This is a genomic window from Aeromonas sp. FL131 (assembly GCF_049860615.1).
Taxonomy (GTDB): Bacteria; Pseudomonadota; Gammaproteobacteria; order Enterobacterales; family Aeromonadaceae; genus Aeromonas; species Aeromonas hydrophila.
In genome coordinates this window covers 668480-688229 of sequence record NZ_CP187595.1, presented here as the reverse complement: position 1 = coordinate 688229, position 19750 = coordinate 668480, and the positions used below count along the sequence as shown (strand labels likewise).

At 62.2% G+C, this 19750-nt stretch carries 15 protein-coding genes; 8 read left to right on the top strand and 7 right to left on the bottom strand.

Translation table 11 applies throughout. From position 1 onward, the window contains the following. Positions 1 to 93 precede the first annotated feature (93 nt). Entirely contained in the window at positions 94 to 3213 is a 3120-nt protein-coding gene (locus ACPW75_RS03320) for an efflux RND transporter permease subunit (protein ID WP_077098041.1), read from the bottom strand. Next, positions 3213 to 4262 carry an efflux RND transporter periplasmic adaptor subunit gene (locus tag ACPW75_RS03315; protein ID WP_024944721.1) on the bottom strand — a complete coding sequence of 350 codons (1050 nt, stop codon included), beginning with the start codon at positions 4260 to 4262 and terminating at the stop codon, positions 3213 to 3215. The genes ACPW75_RS03320 and ACPW75_RS03315 overlap by 1 nt, the downstream gene beginning before the upstream one ends. 208 nt (positions 4263 to 4470) lie before the next feature. On the opposite strand from ACPW75_RS03315, the gene ACPW75_RS03310 reads away from it, so the two are divergent. Next, positions 4471 to 6024 (top strand): sensor domain-containing diguanylate cyclase, encoded by a 1554-nt coding sequence (locus ACPW75_RS03310; protein ID WP_077098043.1) that lies wholly within the window; start codon positions 4471 to 4473, stop codon positions 6022 to 6024. Positions 6025 to 6057: 33 nt separating this feature from the next. Next, on the top strand, positions 6058 to 6924 hold the full coding sequence (locus ACPW75_RS03305; RefSeq protein WP_190283702.1) for a patatin-like phospholipase family protein: 867 nt from the start codon (positions 6058 to 6060) through the stop codon (positions 6922 to 6924). A 78-nt stretch (positions 6925 to 7002) separates the two neighbouring features. On the opposite strand, the gene ACPW75_RS03300 is transcribed toward ACPW75_RS03305, so the two are convergent. Next, positions 7003 to 8364 carry a sodium-dependent transporter gene (locus tag ACPW75_RS03300; RefSeq protein WP_011705197.1) on the bottom strand — a complete coding sequence of 454 codons (1362 nt, stop codon included), beginning with the start codon at positions 8362 to 8364 and terminating at the stop codon, positions 7003 to 7005. Positions 8365 to 8569: 205 nt separating this feature from the next. Continuing rightward, positions 8570 to 8836: a helix-turn-helix domain-containing protein gene (locus tag ACPW75_RS03295; RefSeq protein ID WP_005298604.1), complete on the bottom strand. Its 267-nt coding sequence runs from the start codon at positions 8834 to 8836 to the stop codon at positions 8570 to 8572. A gap of 258 nt (positions 8837 to 9094) precedes the next feature. On the opposite strand from ACPW75_RS03295, the gene ACPW75_RS03290 reads away from it, so the two are divergent. The 4 genes from ACPW75_RS03290 (at position 9095) to ACPW75_RS03275 (ending at position 13722) form a co-directional block, all read left to right on the top strand. Next, positions 9095 to 9691, top strand: coding sequence for a hypothetical protein (locus ACPW75_RS03290; protein ID WP_077098286.1), 597 nt, complete (start codon positions 9095 to 9097; stop codon positions 9689 to 9691). A gap of 308 nt (positions 9692 to 9999) precedes the next feature. Continuing rightward, the gene (locus ACPW75_RS03285; protein WP_077098288.1) at positions 10000 to 11022 is read left to right on the top strand and encodes an OmpA family protein; all 1023 of its coding nucleotides are present in this window, start codon (positions 10000 to 10002) and stop codon (positions 11020 to 11022) included. A gap of 431 nt (positions 11023 to 11453) precedes the next feature. Beyond that, a complete protein-coding gene (gene ompA / locus ACPW75_RS03280) occupies positions 11454 to 12455 on the top strand; it encodes a porin OmpA (protein WP_016349943.1) in 1002 nt (333 codons plus the stop codon). Positions 12456 to 12666: 211 nt separating this feature from the next. Continuing rightward, positions 12667 to 13722: an OmpA family protein gene (locus tag ACPW75_RS03275; protein ID WP_190283703.1), complete on the top strand. Its 1056-nt coding sequence runs from the start codon at positions 12667 to 12669 to the stop codon at positions 13720 to 13722. 140 nt (positions 13723 to 13862) lie between these two features. On the opposite strand, the gene ACPW75_RS03270 is transcribed toward ACPW75_RS03275, so the two are convergent. Beyond that, positions 13863 to 15557, bottom strand: coding sequence for an NAD-dependent malic enzyme (locus tag ACPW75_RS03270; RefSeq protein WP_011705191.1), 1695 nt, complete (start codon positions 15555 to 15557; stop codon positions 13863 to 13865). A gap of 68 nt (positions 15558 to 15625) precedes the next feature. Next, positions 15626 to 16483: a helix-turn-helix transcriptional regulator gene (locus ACPW75_RS03265; RefSeq protein WP_179101405.1), complete on the bottom strand. Its 858-nt coding sequence runs from the start codon at positions 16481 to 16483 to the stop codon at positions 15626 to 15628. A 120-nt stretch (positions 16484 to 16603) separates the two neighbouring features. On the opposite strand from ACPW75_RS03265, the gene ACPW75_RS03260 reads away from it, so the two are divergent. Both ACPW75_RS03260 and ACPW75_RS03255 read left to right on the top strand, forming a co-directional pair. Continuing rightward, positions 16604 to 17983: an MATE family efflux transporter gene (locus ACPW75_RS03260; protein ID WP_039215328.1), complete on the top strand. Its 1380-nt coding sequence runs from the start codon at positions 16604 to 16606 to the stop codon at positions 17981 to 17983. A 150-nt stretch (positions 17984 to 18133) separates the two neighbouring features. Further along, a complete protein-coding gene (locus ACPW75_RS03255; protein WP_077096197.1) occupies positions 18134 to 18382 on the top strand; it encodes a YciN family protein in 249 nt (82 codons plus the stop codon). A 34-nt stretch (positions 18383 to 18416) separates the two neighbouring features. Here the strand turns inward: ACPW75_RS03255 and ACPW75_RS03250 are convergent, their stop codons facing one another. After that, positions 18417 to 19556, bottom strand: a complete 1140-nt coding sequence (locus ACPW75_RS03250; protein WP_077096198.1) for a GGDEF domain-containing protein — start codon at positions 19554 to 19556, stop codon at positions 18417 to 18419. Positions 19557 to 19750 lie beyond the last annotated feature (194 nt).

Sequence of the window (19750 nt, the reverse complement as noted above, 5' to 3'; positions counted from 1 at the left end):
AGCTCACCTCAACATTAAACTGGCTATATATTAACCCGCTTACCCGAGGATGCCATCAGCTTGCAGTGCTTTTCACCTATATGGGTGTAGGCATCAGGCCGCCGGTTTGTCCTGCTGCGAGTCGGCCTCGCTGGCCGCCAGCGCCTCGTCCACCAGTTGATCCCGCGCCCCGGTCATGCCGGCCCGCTTGGCCAGCAGATGGTAGATGGCGGGCACCAGCAGCAGGGTCACCAGGGTTGCCAGAGAGAGGCCGAAGAAGACCACTGTCCCCACCGACATCCGGCTCTCATAGCCCGCCCCCATGGAGAGCATCAGCGGCACGGCCCCTATGATGGCAGTGAGCGAGGTCATCAGGATCGGGCGCAAGCGGCGCACCGAGCCTGCGATGATCGCCTCGTCGAACCCCTCGCCGCGCTGGCGCAACTGGTTGATGAACTCGACGATCAGGATGCCGTTCTTGGTCACCATGCCGATTAGCATGATCATGCCGATCTGGCTGTAGATGCTCATCTCCTGCCCCGTCAGCCAGAGGCCAAGCAGGCCGCCGAAGATGCCGAGCGGCACCGTCACCATCACCACCGCCGGGGTCAGCATGCTCTCGAACTGGGCCACCAGCACCAGATAGACCACCAGCAGGGCCAGACCGAACACCATCACCATCTCGCCCTGGTTGTCGCGATAGTCCTTGGACTCGCCGGCATAATCCACCGTCATGCCGCTTGGCAGGTTGGCACTGGCCCAGCCGTCCAGGTAATCCAGCGCCTCACCCAGGGTATGGCCCGGCGCCAGATCCGCAGTCAGGGTCACCGCCTTCTGACGCTGGTAGTGGTTGAGGCGCTGCGGGCTCGCCACCTGCTTGACGGTGGCCAGGGTCGAGAGGGTCACCATCTCGCCGTTGGCCGCCTTGAGGTAGATGCGGCTCAAGTCGGAGACGCCGTTGAAGTCGCGCTGGTTGGCGCGCAGGTAGACGTCGTACTCCTCCCCTCTGTCTACATAGGTGGTCTGGCTGATGCCGCCGAGTAGGGCCTGCAGGGAGCTCGCGACGGTGGAGACCGGGATGCCAAGCTGGTTGGCCCGATCCCGCTCTATGGTCACCTGCAGCTCCGGGGTCTTCTCGGCATAGTCGAGATCCGGCGTCTCCATCAGGCCGCTCTGGGCTGCCGCCTCTTTCAGGGCCAGCCCCTGCTGATAAAGCTCGGCGTAATCGGAGCCCTGCAGCACGAACTGCACCGACGCGGTGGAGCCGCCGCGAAAGCCCGGCTGGAAGGTGCGGATCATCACGTCCGGAATGCCGGCCAGCCGCCCGCTCAGGGACTTGGCAAATTCGGTGGCGGTTTCATCCCGCTCGGCCCAGTCGGTGAGCTGGATGATGGCCATGCCGGTCTGATCGCCGCCGCGGCCAAAGGCCGGGGTGCTGAAGCTCATGGCCTGCACCACCCCCTTGCCGAGCAGCGGCATGATGGCCGCCTCCACCTGCTGCATGTTGCGCTTCATCCGCTCGATGCTGGTGCCCTCGGCCCCCTTGACGAACACGTAGAGCACGCCCCGATCCTCGGTCGGGGTCAGGCTGGTGGGCAGCTGGGCAAACAGGGCGCCGATGCCGCCCAGGCAGAGCACCAACACCAGCGGGGTCCAGCGCGAGTGGCGCAGCATCCAGCCGAGCAAATTGCGATAGTGCTTCTCCACCCAGCCGAGGCCACGATCGAGCGCCGCCGTCAGCCGGTTGGGCCGATCCACCGAGCGCATCAGCCAGGAGCCCATGGCCGGAGTCAGGGTGAGCGCAATCAGCGACGAGAAGAGCACCGCCAGCGACAGCAGGATGGCGAACTCGGTAAAGAGCCGGCCCACCATGCCATCCATGAAGGCGATGGGCACGAACACCATCACCAGCACGGCGGTAGTGGCGATCACCGCAAAGCCCACCTCGCGGGTGCCGTGCCAGGCGGCCAGCAGAGGCGGCTCACCGCGCTGCAGATGGTGGTGAATGTTCTCCACCACCACGATGGCGTCATCCACCACCAGGCCGATGGCGAGAATGAGCGCCAGCAAGGTGATGAGGTTGATGGAAAAACCGAGATACCAGGCCCCGATAAAGGCCGAGATGAGAGAGACCGGCACCGTGATGGCCGGAATGAGGGTGGTGCGCCCCTGCCCCAGAAACAGGTAGAGCACGGCCACCACCAGTACGGCGCAGATGGCGAGCGTTTCGTACACCTCGTCGATGGCCTGCTTGATGAAGATGGTGGAGTCGTAGTCGACCTCCAGCGTTGCCCCCTCCGGCAGGAAGCGCTGCATCTCGGCCATCTTCTTCTCGACCCCCTGCGCCACCGCCAGCGGGTTGGCGGTGGACTGGGCAACGATGCCTATCCCCAAGCTCTCGCGGCCGTTGCGCTGGTAGGCGCTGTCTTCGTTCTTGGCCCCCACCTCCACATCGGCGATGTCAGCCAGATAGATGCTCTGGCCGTTGGCGGCGGTGCGCACCTGCAGCGCCTGGAAATCGGCGGCAGTGTGATAGAGGCGGGCGATCTGCACCGCCATGGTCATGCTGTTGTTGCGGATCTCGCCGCCCGGCAGCTCGATGTTCTCGCGCTTGAGGGCATCCTGCACATCCGCCACCGTGACGCCGCGCGCCGCCATGTCGGCTGGGCGCAGCCGCACATACATCACCTGGGTCAGATCGCCGGAGAGCGACACCTCGCTCACCCCGTCCACCAGGCTCAAGGGATCCACCAGCACCCGGTTGGCGTAGTCGGTCATGGCGGTGCGGTCCATCTGGGTGCTGCTGAAGTTGAGCCAGACCGCCACGTCGCCGTTGCCGTTGTCCTTGGTGACCAGGGGTTCATCCACCTCGTCCGGCAGCTTGGGACGGGCGCGGGAGATGGCGTCGCGCACATCGGAGATCCCCTCCACCATGTTCCAGCCGAGCTTGAACTCCACCGTGATGACCGAGCGCCCCTTGCGGGTCACCGAGTTGATGTTCTTGATGCCGCTGATGCCGGAGAGCTGATCCTCGATGGGCTTGGTGACCTGACTCTCCATGACGGCGGGGGCGGCCCCCTCGTACATGGTGGTGATGGAGACGGACGGCGTCTGCACGTCCGGCATCTCCCGCACCGTCAGCTTGGAAAACGCCACCAGACCGAACACGGTGAGCAGCGCGCTCAGCACCACCGCCACCAGCGGGCGGCGGACAGAGATATCGGAGAGCCACATCAGCCTTTGACCTCCGCCAGATCGTGCACGCTGACGCCGTCCCGCAGGTTGACCAGCCCCTCGACCACGATGCGATCGCCCACCTTGAGCCCTTCGGTCACCCACACCTCTTCGCCATGGGTGTCCCCCAGCACCACCGGCACCCGCTTGACCTTGCCATTGGGTTCGAGACGATAGACGAAGCGCTGCTCGCCGGCATACTCCACCGACTGGGCGGGGATCAGGGTCATCTTCTGTGGTGGCAGGGAGAGCTCGACGTTGAGCAGCATGCCGGGGCGCAGCTGACCGTCAGGATTGGGAATGATCACCCGCGCCTTGATGTTCTGGGTATCGTTGGAAACGCGGCTGTCCAGCGTCTCCAGCACGCCGCGAAATGATTGATCCGGCCAGGCCGAACTGGTCGCCGTCACCGCCATGCCGGGGCGCAGCAGCGAGAGGTAGCGCTCAGGCACCGCCAGATCGAGCCGCAGCTTGGCCAGCTCGTCCAGGTGGAGCAAGGTATCGCCGCTGTTGACCAGGGCCCCTTCACTCAGATCGATGAGGCTGACCGAGCCGTCGAACGGCGCCAGCAGGGTGCGCAGGGAGAGTTCGTACTTGGCGGCATCGGCGCGGGCCTGAGCCTGGGCGACCGTGGCCTCCTGCCCCTCCAGCTCCGAGGTGGTGATGGCGCCGCGCGCCACCAGCCGGCGCATGTCCCGCAGCTTGCGGCTCTCGTCGCGCACGCTGGCGCTCTGCTCGGCCAGCTCCGCCTGCTGCTTGCCGGCGTCGAGGGCGATCAGCACGTCCCCCTGCTTGACCTGCTGGCCGGAGCGCACCGCAATCTTGACGATGCGGCCGGTTACCTCCGGGCTTATCACCACGGAGCGGTTGGCGGCCAGCTTGCTCACCAGCTTGATGGAGGGTTCGGCCAGGCTCTGGCTGACCGTCTGCGCCCGGATGTTGACCTGACGTGGCTGGGGTTTGCCGGCAGGGGCGGAGTGGCGGTAATACCAGCCGGCGGAAATCAGCAGAGAGAGGCAGGCAAGCACCAGCCATATACGCATTTTCATCAAGCAATCCATGAAATTAAGAGAAAAGAGGGCACTTCATCAATGATGGTCACCATGTTACCCCCTGACTATGCCGTGACTATGTATAAATGTGACAAAACGTAACAGAAGCGGCGATATTTGATTGAAATAGCAGTAGCAGAAGACGGGCTTCACGATTGTGCCCTAAACTGATGCTCCGAACCTGTCCGGATCCCGCCTAACGCCTATGCCTGAACCCAGATCTCACTTTGTTACCTATCGCCTGCAATGGCTGCTCTGCGCCTTCGTCGCCCTGCTGCTGGCCATCACGCTCAAGCTGACCCTGACCCAGGTCACCGACCATTATCAGAGCGACACCCTCAGCACCGCCTCCCGTCTGAAATCCCAGTTTCAGCAGATGGAAACCTTTCTCGAGGCCATGCGCGGTCAGGCAGAAGAGCGGCTGCGCAGCAACCCGCAATCCGCCCTCACCCAGCAGCTCTACGGCGCCCTGCGAGAGAATGGTGACCAGGGCTTTGCGCTGGATCGGGTGCCCGCCAACCTGCCCAAGGGGCTGAGCGGCAACCTGACCGGGCTGGGGCCGCTGCCGGCCCCCGGCAGCCAGCGCGCCGCCAGGCTGCACCTGGCGCTGAGCCTCTCCCCCCTGCTCTCCACCGCCAGCAAGCTGCTCGGGGACAAGGTCGGCTGGCTCTACTTCACCGGGGTCGATGACTTCGTCTATCTCTACCCCTGGGTGCCCGCCAGCCAGTTTCACTTTCGGCGCAACATCTATCTCAAGTCCTACTGGCAGGATGCCCTGAAACAGAAGGAGAAGAGCCTGCACGCCACCGTCTCGCGCCCCTACGAGGACTTTGCCGGCGCGGGGCAGATGATCACCCTGTCACAGCCCATCGTGAAGGATCAGGTGCTGGTGGGCGTCATCAGCATCGACGTGCTGCTCTCCCGGCTGGAACAGCTGCTGCGCGAATCCACTCCAGGTATCGGCACCCTGTTTCTGGTCAACCAGCATCAGCAGATCCTCGCCAGCAGCAATCAGGAGGTCGACTTCGCCCCAAAGCCGTCAACGGCTCAGGATGGCTACCACTGGCAACAGGGAGCGTTTCAGTTCCAGTACGCCATTCCTGACACCGAGCTCACCCTGCTCCACCGCATCCCCCTGCCCTCCCTGCTGTGGGCCCTGCTCTGCCAGTCCGCCCCGACCCTGATCGCCCTGTTCTTCATGGCCTGGGCCGTGCTTGCCAATCTCAAGTCCCGCCGCCTGAACCGGCAGTTGGACTATCTCTCTCGCCACGATGCCCTGACCGGCGCCTTCAACCGCCACTACTTCGACGAGTTCGAGCGCCGCCATCAGCAGCGCGGGGGCAGCCTCGGGGTGATCATGTTCGACTGCGATCACTTCAAGCAGGTCAACGACCGTTTTGGTCACGAGGTGGGCGATCAGGTGCTGATCCAGCTGGTGCGCCTGTGCCAACAGCAGCTGCGCCGGGAAGACGCCCTGATCCGCTGGGGCGGCGAGGAGTTTCTGCTGCTGGCGGCCAAAGGGGGCGAACCACTCGACCAGCTGGCCGAGCAGCTGCGTCTGCGCATCGCCCGCCATCCCTGGCAGGAGCTGGCGCCGGCCCTGGCGGTGACCGTCAGCCTGGGTTACCACCACAGCACCACCGATACCCAGCTGCAGGAGGCCATTCGGCGGGCCGACGTGGCGCTCTATCAGGCCAAGGCCAACGGCCGCAATCGCAGCGAACGCTGGCAGGATGACGGCGCCGGCAACTGCGGGTAAGCTGGCTTTCTCACTCACTCCTGGAGAGACAAAGTGGCACGAAAACCCCGTGTGGGACTGGCTCTTGGCAGCGGCGCGGCCCGTGGATGGGCACACATCGGCATCATACGGGCGCTGGAGCGGCTCGGCGTCAAACCGGATCTGGTGGCGGGATGCTCCATCGGCAGCTTTGTCGGCGCCGCCTATGCCGCCGGTGAACTGGACAAGCTGGAGAGCTGGGTACGCGGCTTCAGCCGCTTGCAGGTGGTCAGCCTGCTCGACCCGGCCCTCTCCGGCGGCCTGTTTCGTGGCGAGAAGGTGTTCGGCATCGCCGCCAACCACTTAGGCGATCCCGCCATCGAAAGTCTGCCGCTCCCCTTTGCCTGCGTCGCCACCGAGCTCGACACCGGCCGCGAGATCTGGCTGCAGCAGGGGCCGCTGCGCCAGTGCGTGCGCGCCTCCTGCGGCATGCCGGGCATCCTGACCCCGACCCGGGTCGAGGATCGCTGGCTGGTGGACGGCGCCGTGGTCAACCCGGTGCCCATCTCGCTGGCCCGCGCCATGGGGGCCGAGGTGGTGATCGCCGTCAACCTCAACGCCGACATGCACCAGCCCTGGACCGACGAGCCGGATGAACCGAGCGGTGGCAACCGCTTCAGCCAGTGGTTCAACCGGGGCGACAGCCCCAACACGCCGGGCATGTGGAGCGTAATGACCGGCTCCATCAACATCATGCAGGAGCGCATCACCCGCGCCCGGATGGCCGGCGACCCGCCCGAGATCCAGCTCTGCCCGCGCCTTGGCAGCTTCTCCATCATGGATTTCCACCGCGCCAGCGACGCCATCAACGAGGGTGAGGCCTGCGTCGAGCGCAACGTGGAGCAGCTCAAGGAGGAGCTATCCCGCCTCGGTTTGATATGACGCCGGGTGCCAACCTGACGAGCCCATAAAAAAAGAGCGCCAACGGCGCTCTTTTTGCGTTCTTGCGACAGCAAGCCATCAGAACAGCCCCAGCCCCTTGAGCATGACGATCAGGATCAGCAGCGGCGACACGTAACGAATGATGAAGAACAGCGGCTTGAGGATCGCCAGCTCCAGCTCGCCGCCGTTGGTCAGCGCCTCCTTCATTCGCTCGAAGCCCCACACCCAGCCCACGAACAGGCAGAGGAAGATGCCGCCAAGAGGCATCAATACGTTGGAGGAGACGAAATCGAACAGGTCGAAGAAGGTCTTGCCGGCGATATGAACGTCCGCCAGCGAGCTGTTGGAGAGCGCGCAGGTCGACCCCACCGCCCCCAGCACCAGCAGGTTGAGCAGGGTCGCCTTGGGGCGGCTCATGCCAAATCGCTCTGACACCACCGAGACCGGCACTTCCAGAATGGAGAGCATGGCGCCGGTGGCGGCGATGGCGGAGAGCACGAAGAACAGCACCATGAACAGGTGGCCAAACGGAATGCTGGCAAAGACCGCCGGAATGGTGATGAACAGCAGGGAGGGACCGGCGGTGGGCTCAAAACCGAAGGCGAATACCGCCGGGAAGATGGCGATGCCGGCCAGCATGGAGACGAACAGGTCGGCGCACATCACCCGGAAGGTGGTCAGCGGGATGTTCTGATCATCCCGAAAGTAGCTGCCATAGGTCATCATGCAACCCATGCCGATGGAGAGCTTGAAGAAGGCCAGCCCCATGGCGGTCAGCACTACCCCGGCCGTTATCTTGGAAAAATCCGGTGAGAACAGAAAGTGCAGCCCCTGGCTCGCACCCGGCAGGGTCAGGCTGCGGATGCCGATAACGAGCAGCAGAATGAAGAGCACCGGCATCAGCTTCTTGGTCACCGCCTCGATCCCCTTGGAGACCCCCATCAGCAGGATGCCGCCCATCAGAGCCAGCACCAGCCACTGCCAGAGCAGACTCTGCAGCGGGTCGCTGATCAGCGCCCCGAAGGCCGCCCCGGTCACCTTGGGATCGGTCGACAGGATGGAGCCGTCAACGGCCTTGAAGATGTAGGCAAAGACCCAGGCTGCCACCTCGGAATAAAAAGACATGATAAGGAAGGCAGCCAGCACCCCCATGGCCGCAATCAACCACCAGGGCTGCCCCTTGGGGGCCAGCTTGCTGAGGGTGGTGACGGCATCGGACTTGCCTTTGCGCCCCAGCATGATCTCGGAGATCATCACCGGCAAACCGACCAGCAGCGTCGCGATGACATAGACCAGCAGGAAACCGGCGCCGCCGTTTTCGCCCGTCAGGTAGGGAAACTTCCAGATATTTCCCAGCCCGACGGCTGAGCCCAGGGTGGCGGCAAGGACGCCGAATTTGCTGGTAAAGCCATCTCTGGCCTTGGGGGTGATTTGACTCATGCTTGTCTCACTGTGCGCATCATGCGAGGGATACCGCTAATTTTAGCGGTCAGAATTTTCTGAGGATTAATCCGGCTTGCCAAGGTATTTTCGTGAAAAGCCTTGGTGAGAGCACAATTAGCCAAATTTAATTAATTTCATGGATTATTTGATGGATAAAAAAATGCCGCCTCGATGGCGGCATTTTTGTCAAAGCTCAATCAAATCAAGCCTTGGCAATATCGTCCGGGCCGATCTGACCGATTTCGGCGACTTTTTTGTCAGCCAGCAGCCAGAGGGTGAACTTGTGCAGTTCCGGGTGATGAGCCAGTGCCACCAGGAAGGCGCCACCAACTTCACGATAACCCAGTTCGTAGTTCTTCAGGGTGGTCGGGGGAACGCCCAGCAGATCTGCAAACTTGGGACGGCTCAGGCCGACCGCTTCACGGATCTGACGGATCTTCTTGCCAACAGTTACGATATTTGAATTCATGTGTTCCATACTCCGTACGGCGGATTGACTCCACCTTTATTTTTCGCGACGACTCGTAGTCAAGTGTATCAGTTTTGAACGGACTCGTTATGGTCGAGCCTCTATCTTTAATCAGCGTCTTTCGACGACAACCCTTGCAAACATCGGGGATGGTAATCGCTCAACCGCCTCAGGTAAACAGTCTCGAAAAGAAACCTTTATTGTTGCCACAGGAATAACTCGTATAATTCGCCGGCTATCCCTTAAGAGTAAGAACTCATGGCGCTTCCCGGCATAATCTCCTGTTTACACCCAGTCACCACCCCCGCAGAACTCGCTCGTCAACTGCAGCAAGGCCAGCAGACTCGTGCCGAGGCCTTCTGGTTGCCCGCCGCGCTGCACGATCAGGCGGCAGCAGTTTTGGCTGCGCTCGATGACAAGAGCAGCCTGTTTCTTGAGCAGCCCGCAACCGGGCTGCCATTGCGCAGTCACGACGGCGTCATGCAGGAAGATGGAACCCTGCTGCTTGGTAATGGCCAGCATCTGGCGCTGGCCAAAGAGCCGGGCGATGGCGGCCTGGTCCCCGTCAACGGGCTGGCCGAGATGGCAAACTGGCTCGAAGCAGGCCACCTGCATTTTTGCTGTTCAGCTGCAGTACAGCCTGTGGCGCGGGCCATCCTCAACATCTGGCCGCTCGACCCCTACCTGGCCCGTCATTTTTTGTGCAGTTTTACACCCTTACTGTGCGAAGCAACCGAGGCCGATTACCTGGCCGTGTTCCAGGCGAGGGAATTTCCCGCCATGGCGCAATCTGACTGGGTTCAGGCCTATATGAAACTCGAGAAGAGACTGCACCGAGCCTATTTGGATCACTAATTAATTTGGATAAACAGCCAGTTATCCACACGACACAATTTGCCATATGGATTATGTGTGAGCTTGATCATGTTTTGAAATCGGCATAGAGTGCGCCACGTCATCGGAATGACATCGGCTGTTCGTGAAGGGTTGAAGGCATTGCTTACGCTGCCACCCGCTCGCTTGTGCACCAGGAATGTGTGCCTCCCGGATGGATCCGGGATCCCTGCCAGACTCAACGCTGTTGTTCGGCAGAGCCTGCAGCTTACATAAATTAAAAAGTGCGAAGCACGTGAACAACGTGCCATCTCAACGAGGATTTTTTTATGATGAAAATGGCTCCTTCCCTGATCGCCATCGCCATGGCTGCCATGGGTGCAACTGCAGCTCACGCCGCTGACGACATCTACTTCGGTGCCGGTGTCGGTGCTGCTCACTTCAACGGTCTGAACAAGATCGAAAGCACCAACGTTGGTGAAGAAGACGCAGCTGCAGCCAACGCCTTCGTCGGTTACAACTTCACCGAAAACTTCGGTACCGAGTTCGGCTACCAGTACGCTGGTCGTGGCAACACCGACGGCAACCGTTACGAGAACCAGGGTGCCACCCTGTCCGGTATCGCTCGTCTGCCGCTGGGCGGCGACTTCTCTGCCTTCGCTGAAGGCGGCGCCTACTGGGCTCACACCGATGGTCTGGGCGTAAGTGACACCAAAGTGTCCCCGCTGGCTGGCCTGGGCGTGACCTACAAGGTTAACGACGCACTGGATCTGCAAGCTCGCTACCGCTACATGTGGGACGTGGCTGACCTGCACGCTGACAATGGTGACCGTTACAAGTCCAACCAGAGCGTTGCAACCCTGGAAGCCGTATACCACCCGTTCCGCACTTCCTACGTAGCCCCGGCTCCGGCCCCGGTTGTTGAAGAAGCGCCGGCCCCGGCTCCGCAGGTTGTCGAGAAGAACTTCGCCCTGAACTCCGACGTGCTGTTTGCCTTTGGCAAAGACAGCCTGAAGCCGGAAGGCGTTGCTGCCCTGAACGGTCTGTACCAGCAAATCGTTGAATTCCAGCCGAAAGATGGCAACGCTGTTGTCGTTGGTTACACCGACCGCATCGGTTCCGACGCTTACAACCAGAAGCTGTCCGAAGCCCGCGCTCGCACTGTTGCCAACTTCCTGGTCAGCAAAGGCATGGCCGCCAGCAAGGTTGCTGTTGAAGGTCGTGGCAAAGCCAACCCGGTTACCGGTACCAAGTGCAACGGCGTGAAAGCCAAAGCTCAGCTGATCTCCTGCCTGGCTCCGGACCGTCGCGTTGAAGTTCGCGTATCCGGCGTACAAGAAGTTCAGAAGTAATCTGACTCCGTTCAGATGATGCGAAAAGGGGATGCCACGGCATCCCCTTTTGTTTGTCTCCCCACCGCCAACTGACCAAAAACACAGCAAGGCGCGTCACTTTCTGTCAAATCGTTTCCCTCCGCCAGTTTTCTAGCACCCCGTGCAGAGCCGCGCCAGCGCTGGATATCTGTACAGAAACTTGATCAACGCGAGTCAAAAGAATACAGTAACTCCGCTTGTAAGGCATTGGATGAACTATTAAAAGTGCTTCCGGCCCGGTTAGTTGTCCATGGAGCCAAGGCTTCGTGAGTATCCAGGAACCATCTCTTTTTTCATTCAGGCCAACCGTGGTTCACCATGGCGGTCGCAGCTGAATTGTCACTTGTGACCGGTATAACTGAAGAGTGCGCAGTACGCCCTAGCACGGCAAACTCAACGAGGATAAAACGATGAAAATGAAAATGGCACCCGCCCTGATTGCTCTGGCCATCGCGGCCATGGGGACTTCCACCGCTCAGGCTGCCAACGACTGGTACACAGGTATCGGTGCTGGTTGGGCTTATGGCCACGACCTGAACGACTTTGGCAAAGATGCCGACAAGGATGCCACCGCGCTTTCCCTGTTTGGCGGCTACAACTTCAACGATAACTTCGGCGCCGAGCTGGGTTATCTCTACGCCGGCAAGGGTGGCGTCGATGGCGTTGACTTCAAGACCCAGGGCGCAACCCTGTCCGGTCTGGCTCGTCTGCCGCTCGGCGACATCTTCTCCGTGTTTGCAGAAGGCGGCGCCTACTTCAACCACGTCAACGGCAACGGCAGCAGCGACAACGGCACCGCGCCGCTGGCCGGTCTGGGCGTGACCGCCAAGCTCTCTGACCTGATCGATCTGCAAGCCCGTTACCGCTACATGTGGAACTTGGGTGACGAGCAGAAGACCTGGGAAACCAACATGAGCGTGGCCACCCTGGAACTGGTGATGCACCCGAACCGCTCCACTTACGTGGCACCGGTAGCGGCACCTGCTCCCGAGCCGGTTCCTGAGCCGGTCGTGGTCGACAAGAACTTCGCCCTGAGTTCAGACGTGCTGTTTGCCTTCGGCAAATCCACCCTGAAACCGGAAGGCGTTGCCGCCCTGAACACCCTGTATCAGCAGATCGTCGACGTACAGCCGAAAGATGGCAGCGCCGTGGTCGTTGGTTACACCGACCGCATCGGCTCCGATGCCTACAACCTGAAGCTGTCTGAAGCCCGTGCCCGCACCGTGGCCGACTTCCTGGTCGGCAAGGGTCTGCCTGCCGGCAAGGTAGCCATCGAAGGTCGTGGCGAAGCCAACCCGGTCACTGGCACCCAGTGCAACGGCATCAAGGCCAAGGCCCAGCTGATCGCCTGCCTGGCCCCGGATCGTCGCGTAGAAGTGCGCGTCACCGGCGTACAGCAAGTCACCCAGTAAGTCACCTTGGTGACCGAAAAGGAGGCCATCCGGCCTCCTTTTTTATTGCCTGACGCTCACCCTGAGTACCTCGGCTGACCCGCAGATCCCTGCTCATTGCCATCCTCGATACCACCTAAGTGGTTAAAAACCCTGCATCGCCTATAAATAGTGGTGGTTGTACACAACAGGGCTTGCGCCCTACTACACCAGACATCGACGAGGATACGCGATGAACATAAGAGTAAAACCTGTTTGGATTGCATTGGCACTGGCAGCCACGGGCGCACAGGCGGCGCCGGACAACGACTGGTACGCCGGGGTGGGAGGTGGCTGGGCCATCGCTCACGATCTGGGTGACTTTGGCAAGGATGCGAGCAAGGACGCCACCGCGCTCTCTCTGTTCGGCGGCTACAACTTCACCGAGAATCTGGGGGCCGAGCTCGGCTACCTGTCGACCGGTGACTGGGACGTGCAGGGCAACGATTTCAGCAGCCAGGGCGCCACCCTGTCGGTGATTGGTCGACTGCCGCTGGGGGATATCTTCTCGGTGTTCGCCGAGGGCGGCGGTTATGTCTACCACGTCAAGTCCATCAACGGCGGCGACAACAACCTGGCTCCGCTGGCCGGCCTCGGCCTCACCGCCAAGCTACACGACTGGGTCGACATCCAGGCCCGCTACCGCTACATGGTCCGGGTCGGCGACGATCCCGACAATGACAAGGTGGGCAGCGGCACCCAGCGCTGGGTCAGCGACATCAGCACCGCCACCCTGGAGCTGGTGATCCACCCCAACCGCAGCAAACCGGTCGAGCCGGCCCCCGCCCCCATGGTCGTTCCCCCGCCACCACCCGCTCCCGAGCCGGTGGATCAGACCTTCAACCTGAGTTCGGACGTGCTGTTTGCGTTCGGCAAGGCGGAGCTGAAACCGGAGGGGATGCAGGCACTGGAGTCGCTCTATCAGCAGATAGCCGACGTCAAGCCCAAGGATGGCAACGCCGTGGTGATGGGCTACACCGACCGCATCGGGTCGGATGCCAACAACCAGGCGCTGTCGGAGGCCCGCGCCAGCACGGTCGCCAACTTCCTGATCGGCAAGGGGCTGCCCGCCGACAAGGTGAGCATCCAGGGCAATGGCGAGAGCAACCCGGTCACCGGCAGCCAGTGTGATGCCATCAAGGCCAAGGCCGCCCTCATCGACTGCCTGGCACCGGATCGCCGGGTAGAAGTCAGGGTCACCGGCACTCAGGGTGCCCCCGAGGCAGCCGCCGCCCCGGCCGAGCAGTAAGCCCAGCCACCAAGAGAGCACAGTGCCAGACGTGTGAAGAGGTGCAGATAACAACAGGTGGAGAGCAAGCCCACCCACAACGCGATGCACAAAAAAGGGATGCCGAGGCATCCCTTTTGCTTTGCGCCTTCCCGCAGAAATCAGAAGGAGGTACGGCGATAGCGACGATACTCGGGGCGCCAGAAGTTGGCCTCGATGGATTGATCGATCACCTCGTCCGGGGTCTGCACCGCCTTGCCCTGCAGCATGGCGGTCTTGGCCACCATCTTGGCGATGTAGCGGGAGACCTGGTGAATGTCCGCCAGATCCGGCAGCAAGGAGCCCTCCTCCCCTTTCACCAGCGGCGAGCACTCTGCCAGCGCGCGGCTGGCCGACATCAGCATGGCATCGGTCACCCGGGTGGCACCGGCGGCGATCACGCCAAGGCCGATCCCCGGGAAGATGAAGGAGTTGTTGCACTGGGCGATGACGTAGCGCTTGCCCTTGTACTCCACCGGTGCAAACGGGCTGCCGGTGGCCACCAGCGCCTGGCCATCGGTCCAGCGGATCAGATCTGCCGGTGTCGCCTCGACTCGGGAGGTGGGGTTGGAGAGCGGGAAGATGATGGGGCGGGCACAGTGCTTGTGCATGGTCTTGACCACCTCTTCGGTGAACAGCCCCGGCTGGCCGGAGACCCCGATCAGGATGTCCGGGCGACCGTGCTCCATCACCTCCAGCAGGGAGATGTTGTCCCCCACCGGCCAGTCGGCGATGCGCTCCACCGGCTGGGAGAGGCGGCGCTGAAAGTCGAGCTGGTTGGGGATCTTGTCGGTGATGAGGCCGAATCTGTCCACCATGAAGACCCGGCTGCGAGCCTGGGCATCGGTCAGCCCCTCGGCTTTCATCTGCGCCACGATCTGTTCGGCAATGCCACAACCGGCGCTGCCCGCACCGAGGAAAGCGACCCGCTTCTCGGAGAGCTTGGCGCCGGAGGCCTTGCAGGCGGCGATGAGGCTGCCCAGGGTCACGGCGGCGGTGCCCTGAATGTCGTCGTTGAAGCAGCAGAGCTCGTTCTTGTAGCGATTGAGCAGCGGCATGGCGTTGTTCTGGGCGAAGTCCTCGAACTGCAGCAGGATATCGGGCCAGCGGCGCTTGACCGCCTGAATGAAGGCGTCGACGAACTCGGCATACTCTTCGCCCGAGATGCGCGGATTGCGCCAGCCCATGTAGAAGGGGTCATTGAGCAGCTGTTGGTTGTTGGTACCCACGTCCAGCACCACCGGCAGGCAGTAGGCCGGCGAGATGCCGCCGCAGGCGGTGTAGAGCGACAGCTTGCCGATGGGAATGCCCATGCCGCCAATGCCCTGATCGCCGAGGCCCAGGATCCGCTCACCGTCGGTGACCACGATCACCTTGACGTTCTGCTTGGTGGCGTTTTGCAGCATGTCATCGATCCTGTCCTTGTCCGGATAGGAGATGAACAGGCCACGGGCGCGACGATAGATGTTGGAGAACTCCTCGCACGCCTTGCCGACCGTCGGGGTGTAGATGACCGGCAACATCTCGGTCAGGTGGTTGGTCAGCAGCCGGTAGAACAGCGTCTCGTTGGTGTCCTGGATGTTGCGCAGGTAGATGTGCTTGTCCATGTCGTTGCCGAACGCCATGAACTGACGGTAGGCCCGCTCGGCCTGCTCTTCGATGGTCTCGATATTCTGGGGCAGCAGGCCTTCGAGGTTGAAGTTGCTGCGCTCTTCGCTGGTGAAGGCGCTGCCCTTGTTGAGCAGCGGAGTCTCCAGCAGGGCCGGACCGGCATAGGGGATGTAGAGGGGACGTTTCTGGTTATTATCTTCAAACATGGATCGGGTACCTAAACGATGACCTGGACGAAGGAGTCCGCCGATCCTATGGGCTTGCGCCATTAATTTCAAAGAGTTTGCACATCCGTTGCAAAAGGTTTGCGACCCAGGCGACGAAAGGCGCCCGGGGTCAGACCAGTGAGCCGGCGAAAGCGGTTGGCAAAGTTGGCACCGTCGCTGTAACCGACCCGGCCGGCCAGCTCGCCGAGGGGCCAGTTGGTGTAGAGCAGCAGCTGGCGCGCCTTGCTCATCCTGAGTTCGGTCACCTTCGCCATGGGCCCCATGCCGAACGCCTGCTGGCAGAGCCGATGCAGATGGGGCACCGAGCAGGCCATCTGGTCGGCCAGCAACGCCACGCTCCAGGGCTCGTCGAGGCGTGCCTCCACCCGGCGAAACAGCGCCTGCAGCCTGAGCTCAGGCGTGCCGCGCACCTCCCCCTGCAGAGTGCGCTCCAGGAGCGCCAGCAGCAGGCTCAACAACTGGGGCTGCAGCGGTGAACGAGTGCCCTCCCCCTGCATCAGGCTGAGCAGGTGATAGAGCTGCTCCCCTTCCTCCCCCTGCCAGATGCGGTGGCCGAGCCGGTGCAGGTGCTGCCAGCGCGGCACGTCATCCAGCAAGATCCAGCTGGTGCGCCACTGCGCCCCCACCAGCTTGAGACCACCGGGCACTGCCGCCGGCAGGAAGATGAGCGAACCGGCCTGGATGGGCTGCTCGCCGCCATCGGTGAGCAGGGCGCCCCCCTCATCGTGACTCACCATCAGGATGTGAAACTCCGGCCGGTTGCGACGGATCAGGTAGTGGTCGCGGATGCTCGAGAGCCCGGTCAGGAAGATGCCCGCCTCGCCGAGCAGCGGCAACCCTTCGCGCCCCAGCATCCGCTCCTCACAGGCCGGGGCAATTTCCAGACACTCGCTGACAAACGGCATAACACCTCAACAGGATAGTTTTACACAAGAAAGCCGAGAGAGGCTCACAGTGAAGCCGCCCGTTACTCCCCCTATCATACCCATGACAAACCTTGCTTTTTATCTACCCGGTTAACATAAATGAATTATTGGCAAGCGATTTTAAAACAAACCACTGATCGTGAGTTCATGACCCGATTGTGGCGGCTGGCCCTGCCGGTCTCGCTGCAATCCATGATGTTCTCCCTGCTCGGCCTCATCGACATCATGATGGTGAGCCAGCTTGGCACCACGGCTGTGGCGGCGGTCGGCTTGGGTAACCGGGTCTTCTTCTTCAATCTGCTGGTGATAGCGGGACTCTCGGGCGGGGTCTCGGTGTTGGCGGCACAATATTACGGTCGCGGCGAGATGGCCGGGGTGCGCCGCTCGCTGGCGCTGGCGCTGGTGGGGGCCCTGCTGGTGAGCCTGCCGTTTGCCCTGGTCTACGTGCTCTCACCGGGCAGCGTGCTCGGCTTTGCCAGCCAGGAGCCCGCGCTGCGCGAGCTGGCCGATCAGTTTCTGATGATCACCGGCGCCACCATCCTCTGCACCGCCGTGGTGGTGCCGCTGGAGTCGGCGCTGCGCTCGGTCGGCAATGCCGCCGCCCCCACCCGCATCGGCATCATCGCCATCATCGCCAACGTCATCCTCAATTACGCCCTCATCTTCGGCCATTTCGGCTTCGAGGCGATGGGGGTGGCCGGCTCGGCCTGGGGCACCACCCTTTCCCGGCTGCTGCAAACGACCCTGCTGCTGCTCTACGTGAGACGCTACGAGGCGCGCCTGATCCCGCGAAAAGATGACTGGCTGGCCGCCTTCAAGCGCAAGGAGGTGGTGCGCTTCACCCTGATCGCCCTGCCGCTCCTGTTCCACGACGGGCTCTGGGCCTTCGGCATGCTGCTCTACGGCTTTCTTTACGCCCACCTTGGCACCGACTCGCTGGCCATCATGACCACCCTCGGCACGCTGGAGAGCATCCTCATCTCCCTCTTCTTCGGGCTGGCGGTGGCCTGCTCCACCCTGCTCGGCCACCGGCTCGGGGCGGAAGAGTACGAGGTTGCCTGGCAGCACTCCCAGCTCTTCCTGCTGCTCGCCCCCATCGGAGCCCTGCTGGTGGGGATCGCGGTCTGGCTGCTGCAGACCCACCTGCTGCAGTGGGTCGGCAACCTGCCGGGCGAGCTGATGACGGAGGCCGGCCAGGTGCTCGCCATCATGTGTCTGGGCATGCTGCTCAAGGTGTTCAACATGGTGGGCATCATAGGGGTGCTGCGCTCGGGCGGGGATGTGAATTACAGCATCTTCATCGACATCGTCGGCATGTGGTGCATCGGCCTGCCGCTCGCCTGGGGCGCCGTCAACCTGCTCGGCTGGCCCCTCTCCTGGGTGGTGGCGGTGGTGTTGCTGGAAGAGCTCAGCAAGGTGTTGCTGGTGCAGCGCCGTATTCGCCAGCGCCGCTGGCTCAGAAATCTGGTGCTGGGATAAGGGAAGAGAGCAAAGCAGGAAAATGCGGGGTCATATCAATGACAGAAAATCCCCGTTTGCAGTATGCTGGCCCCCTCTTCAATCAGAGGCAGGGCGCACCGCGTGCAGCGACATTATGCCCCTGCCCAGTAGTCGTTTAAGGAGACGAGCATGCAACCACAAAAAGAGCTGATCACCGAGACTGCCCTGCTGGAGATAGCCAACAAGATCATCAAGGAACACGAAGACTTCATCCACGGCATGCGTGCCGATTCGGTGGAGCAGAAGGGGGAGATCCTGGTGTTCAAGGGGGAGTTCTTCCTGGCCGAAGATGGCACCCCGACCGGCAAGACCATGGCGGTGTTCAACATGTTCAAGCTGCTGGCCCAGCAGCTCTCCGGCAAGTACCAACTGGGCTGAGCCCGCTCAACCCCGCTCAAGCAAGATGCCGCCCTCAGGCGGCATCTGTCTGTATGACGGCAGGCAGAGCCTGCTTGCCACCCAGCTCCCCCACCACGCAGTTGCGCCCGGCCATCTTGGCCATGTAGAGGCACTCGTCGGCCCGGTTGAGCAGATCCTCCACCCCCTCGCCGCGCAGGGCCAGGGTCAGGCCGATACTCACCGTCACCTCCAGCAGTTCGTCGGAGGTGGGGCTCTTCACCAGCCGCGCTTCCACCGCCACCCGCAGCCGTTCGGCCACCCGCTTGGCCTGGGCCAGCTCGGCGCAGTTGGGCAGCAGGATGGCAAACTCCTCGCCGCCGTAGCGGCCCAGCACCATGCCGGGCTCCAGCTGCTCCGCCAGGGTCGCCGCTACCTCCTTGAGCACCGCATCCCCCGCCAGATGGCCGAAGGTGTCGTTAATGCGCTTGAAGCGGTCCAGATCCAGCAGCAGCACCGCGAACGGCGCCTGCTTGCGGATCATGCTCATCCTCGCCTTCTCCAGCTGTTTCATCAGCAGGCGGCGGTTCATCATGCCGGTCAGCTCGTCGGTGGTGGACTCCCGGTAGAGCTGCAGCAGCATGTTGAGCTGGCCGCACTGCACCCAGCTGCTGGCCAGGGCAAACAGCCCCAGCAGCCAGATCTGGTTGAGGGTCTGCACGCTCCAGAGCGGCTGCCCCACCAGCAGCCAGTTGCCGGCCAGCATGGTGACCAGAATGCCCCCCGCCAGCTGCAGGCCGAGGGAGAGCGGAATGGGGAAGATGGCGAACAGGCTGATGAGCAAGTAGGGGAACGCCATGTAGCCCGCCTGCAGCTCCTGATCCGCGCCGAAGCTGTGCAGGCAGATGAGGGAGAAGAGCATCATCACCGCCATCAGGTAGCCGAGCGCCAGCTTCATGCGTTCGCGTCTGAAATGGATGAGGTAGGAGAAGGGGATGAGCGGGGAGAGGGCGAGCAGACAGAAGATCCGGGCCTGAAGCAGTTCATCGAACTGGGCGGAGGGCAAGGTCAGCCAGTCCACCACCGCCCAGGCGGGCAGGCCCACCATCAACAGACAGGTGAGCAGCCGAAGACGCACCGTCATAAAGCCCATGCGGGTCAGGGTAAAATCTTCGGAGTGGGCACGGGCACTCCAGAACTCCGACAGCTTCAGCATCCAGAGCCTCCAAATCGCAACAGAGGGCTCATTCTACGCCGTGCGGCGGCAAAATCCTATGCAACCGGTCCCATTTCCGAGCGAGCGCCGCCACACAAACCGGCGGATCATAATCGCCACGCGCAAACGTTTCAACTCATCAAAAAATAAACCCGTTGCAACCCGAATTAGCGCTGGTCAGCCCGTTCTCAATC

Coding starts and splice junctions, on each gene's coding strand:
- ACPW75_RS03275 (WP_190283703.1), top strand. CDS start 12,667: ATGAACATAAGAGTAAAACCTGTTTGGATTGCATTGGCACTGGCAGCC.
- ompA (WP_016349943.1), top strand. CDS start 11,454: ATGAAAATGAAAATGGCACCCGCCCTGATTGCTCTGGCCATCGCGGCC.
- ACPW75_RS03270 (WP_011705191.1), bottom strand. CDS start 15,557: ATGTTTGAAGATAATAACCAGAAACGTCCCCTCTACATCCCCTATGCC.
- ACPW75_RS03320 (WP_077098041.1), bottom strand. CDS start 3,213: ATGTGGCTCTCCGATATCTCTGTCCGCCGCCCGCTGGTGGCGGTGGTG.
- ACPW75_RS03260 (WP_039215328.1), top strand. CDS start 16,604: ATGAATTATTGGCAAGCGATTTTAAAACAAACCACTGATCGTGAGTTC.
- ACPW75_RS03295 (WP_005298604.1), bottom strand. CDS start 8,836: ATGAATTCAAATATCGTAACTGTTGGCAAGAAGATCCGTCAGATCCGT.
- ACPW75_RS03310 (WP_077098043.1), top strand. CDS start 4,471: ATGCCTGAACCCAGATCTCACTTTGTTACCTATCGCCTGCAATGGCTG.
- ACPW75_RS03290 (WP_077098286.1), top strand. CDS start 9,095: ATGGCGCTTCCCGGCATAATCTCCTGTTTACACCCAGTCACCACCCCC.
- ACPW75_RS03315 (WP_024944721.1), bottom strand. CDS start 4,262: ATGAAAATGCGTATATGGCTGGTGCTTGCCTGCCTCTCTCTGCTGATT.
- ACPW75_RS03300 (WP_011705197.1), bottom strand. CDS start 8,364: ATGAGTCAAATCACCCCCAAGGCCAGAGATGGCTTTACCAGCAAATTC.
- ACPW75_RS03255 (WP_077096197.1), top strand. CDS start 18,134: ATGCAACCACAAAAAGAGCTGATCACCGAGACTGCCCTGCTGGAGATA.
- ACPW75_RS03265 (WP_179101405.1), bottom strand. CDS start 16,483: ATGCCGTTTGTCAGCGAGTGTCTGGAAATTGCCCCGGCCTGTGAGGAG.
- ACPW75_RS03285 (WP_077098288.1), top strand. CDS start 10,000: ATGATGAAAATGGCTCCTTCCCTGATCGCCATCGCCATGGCTGCCATG.
- ACPW75_RS03250 (WP_077096198.1), bottom strand. CDS start 19,556: ATGCTGAAGCTGTCGGAGTTCTGGAGTGCCCGTGCCCACTCCGAAGAT.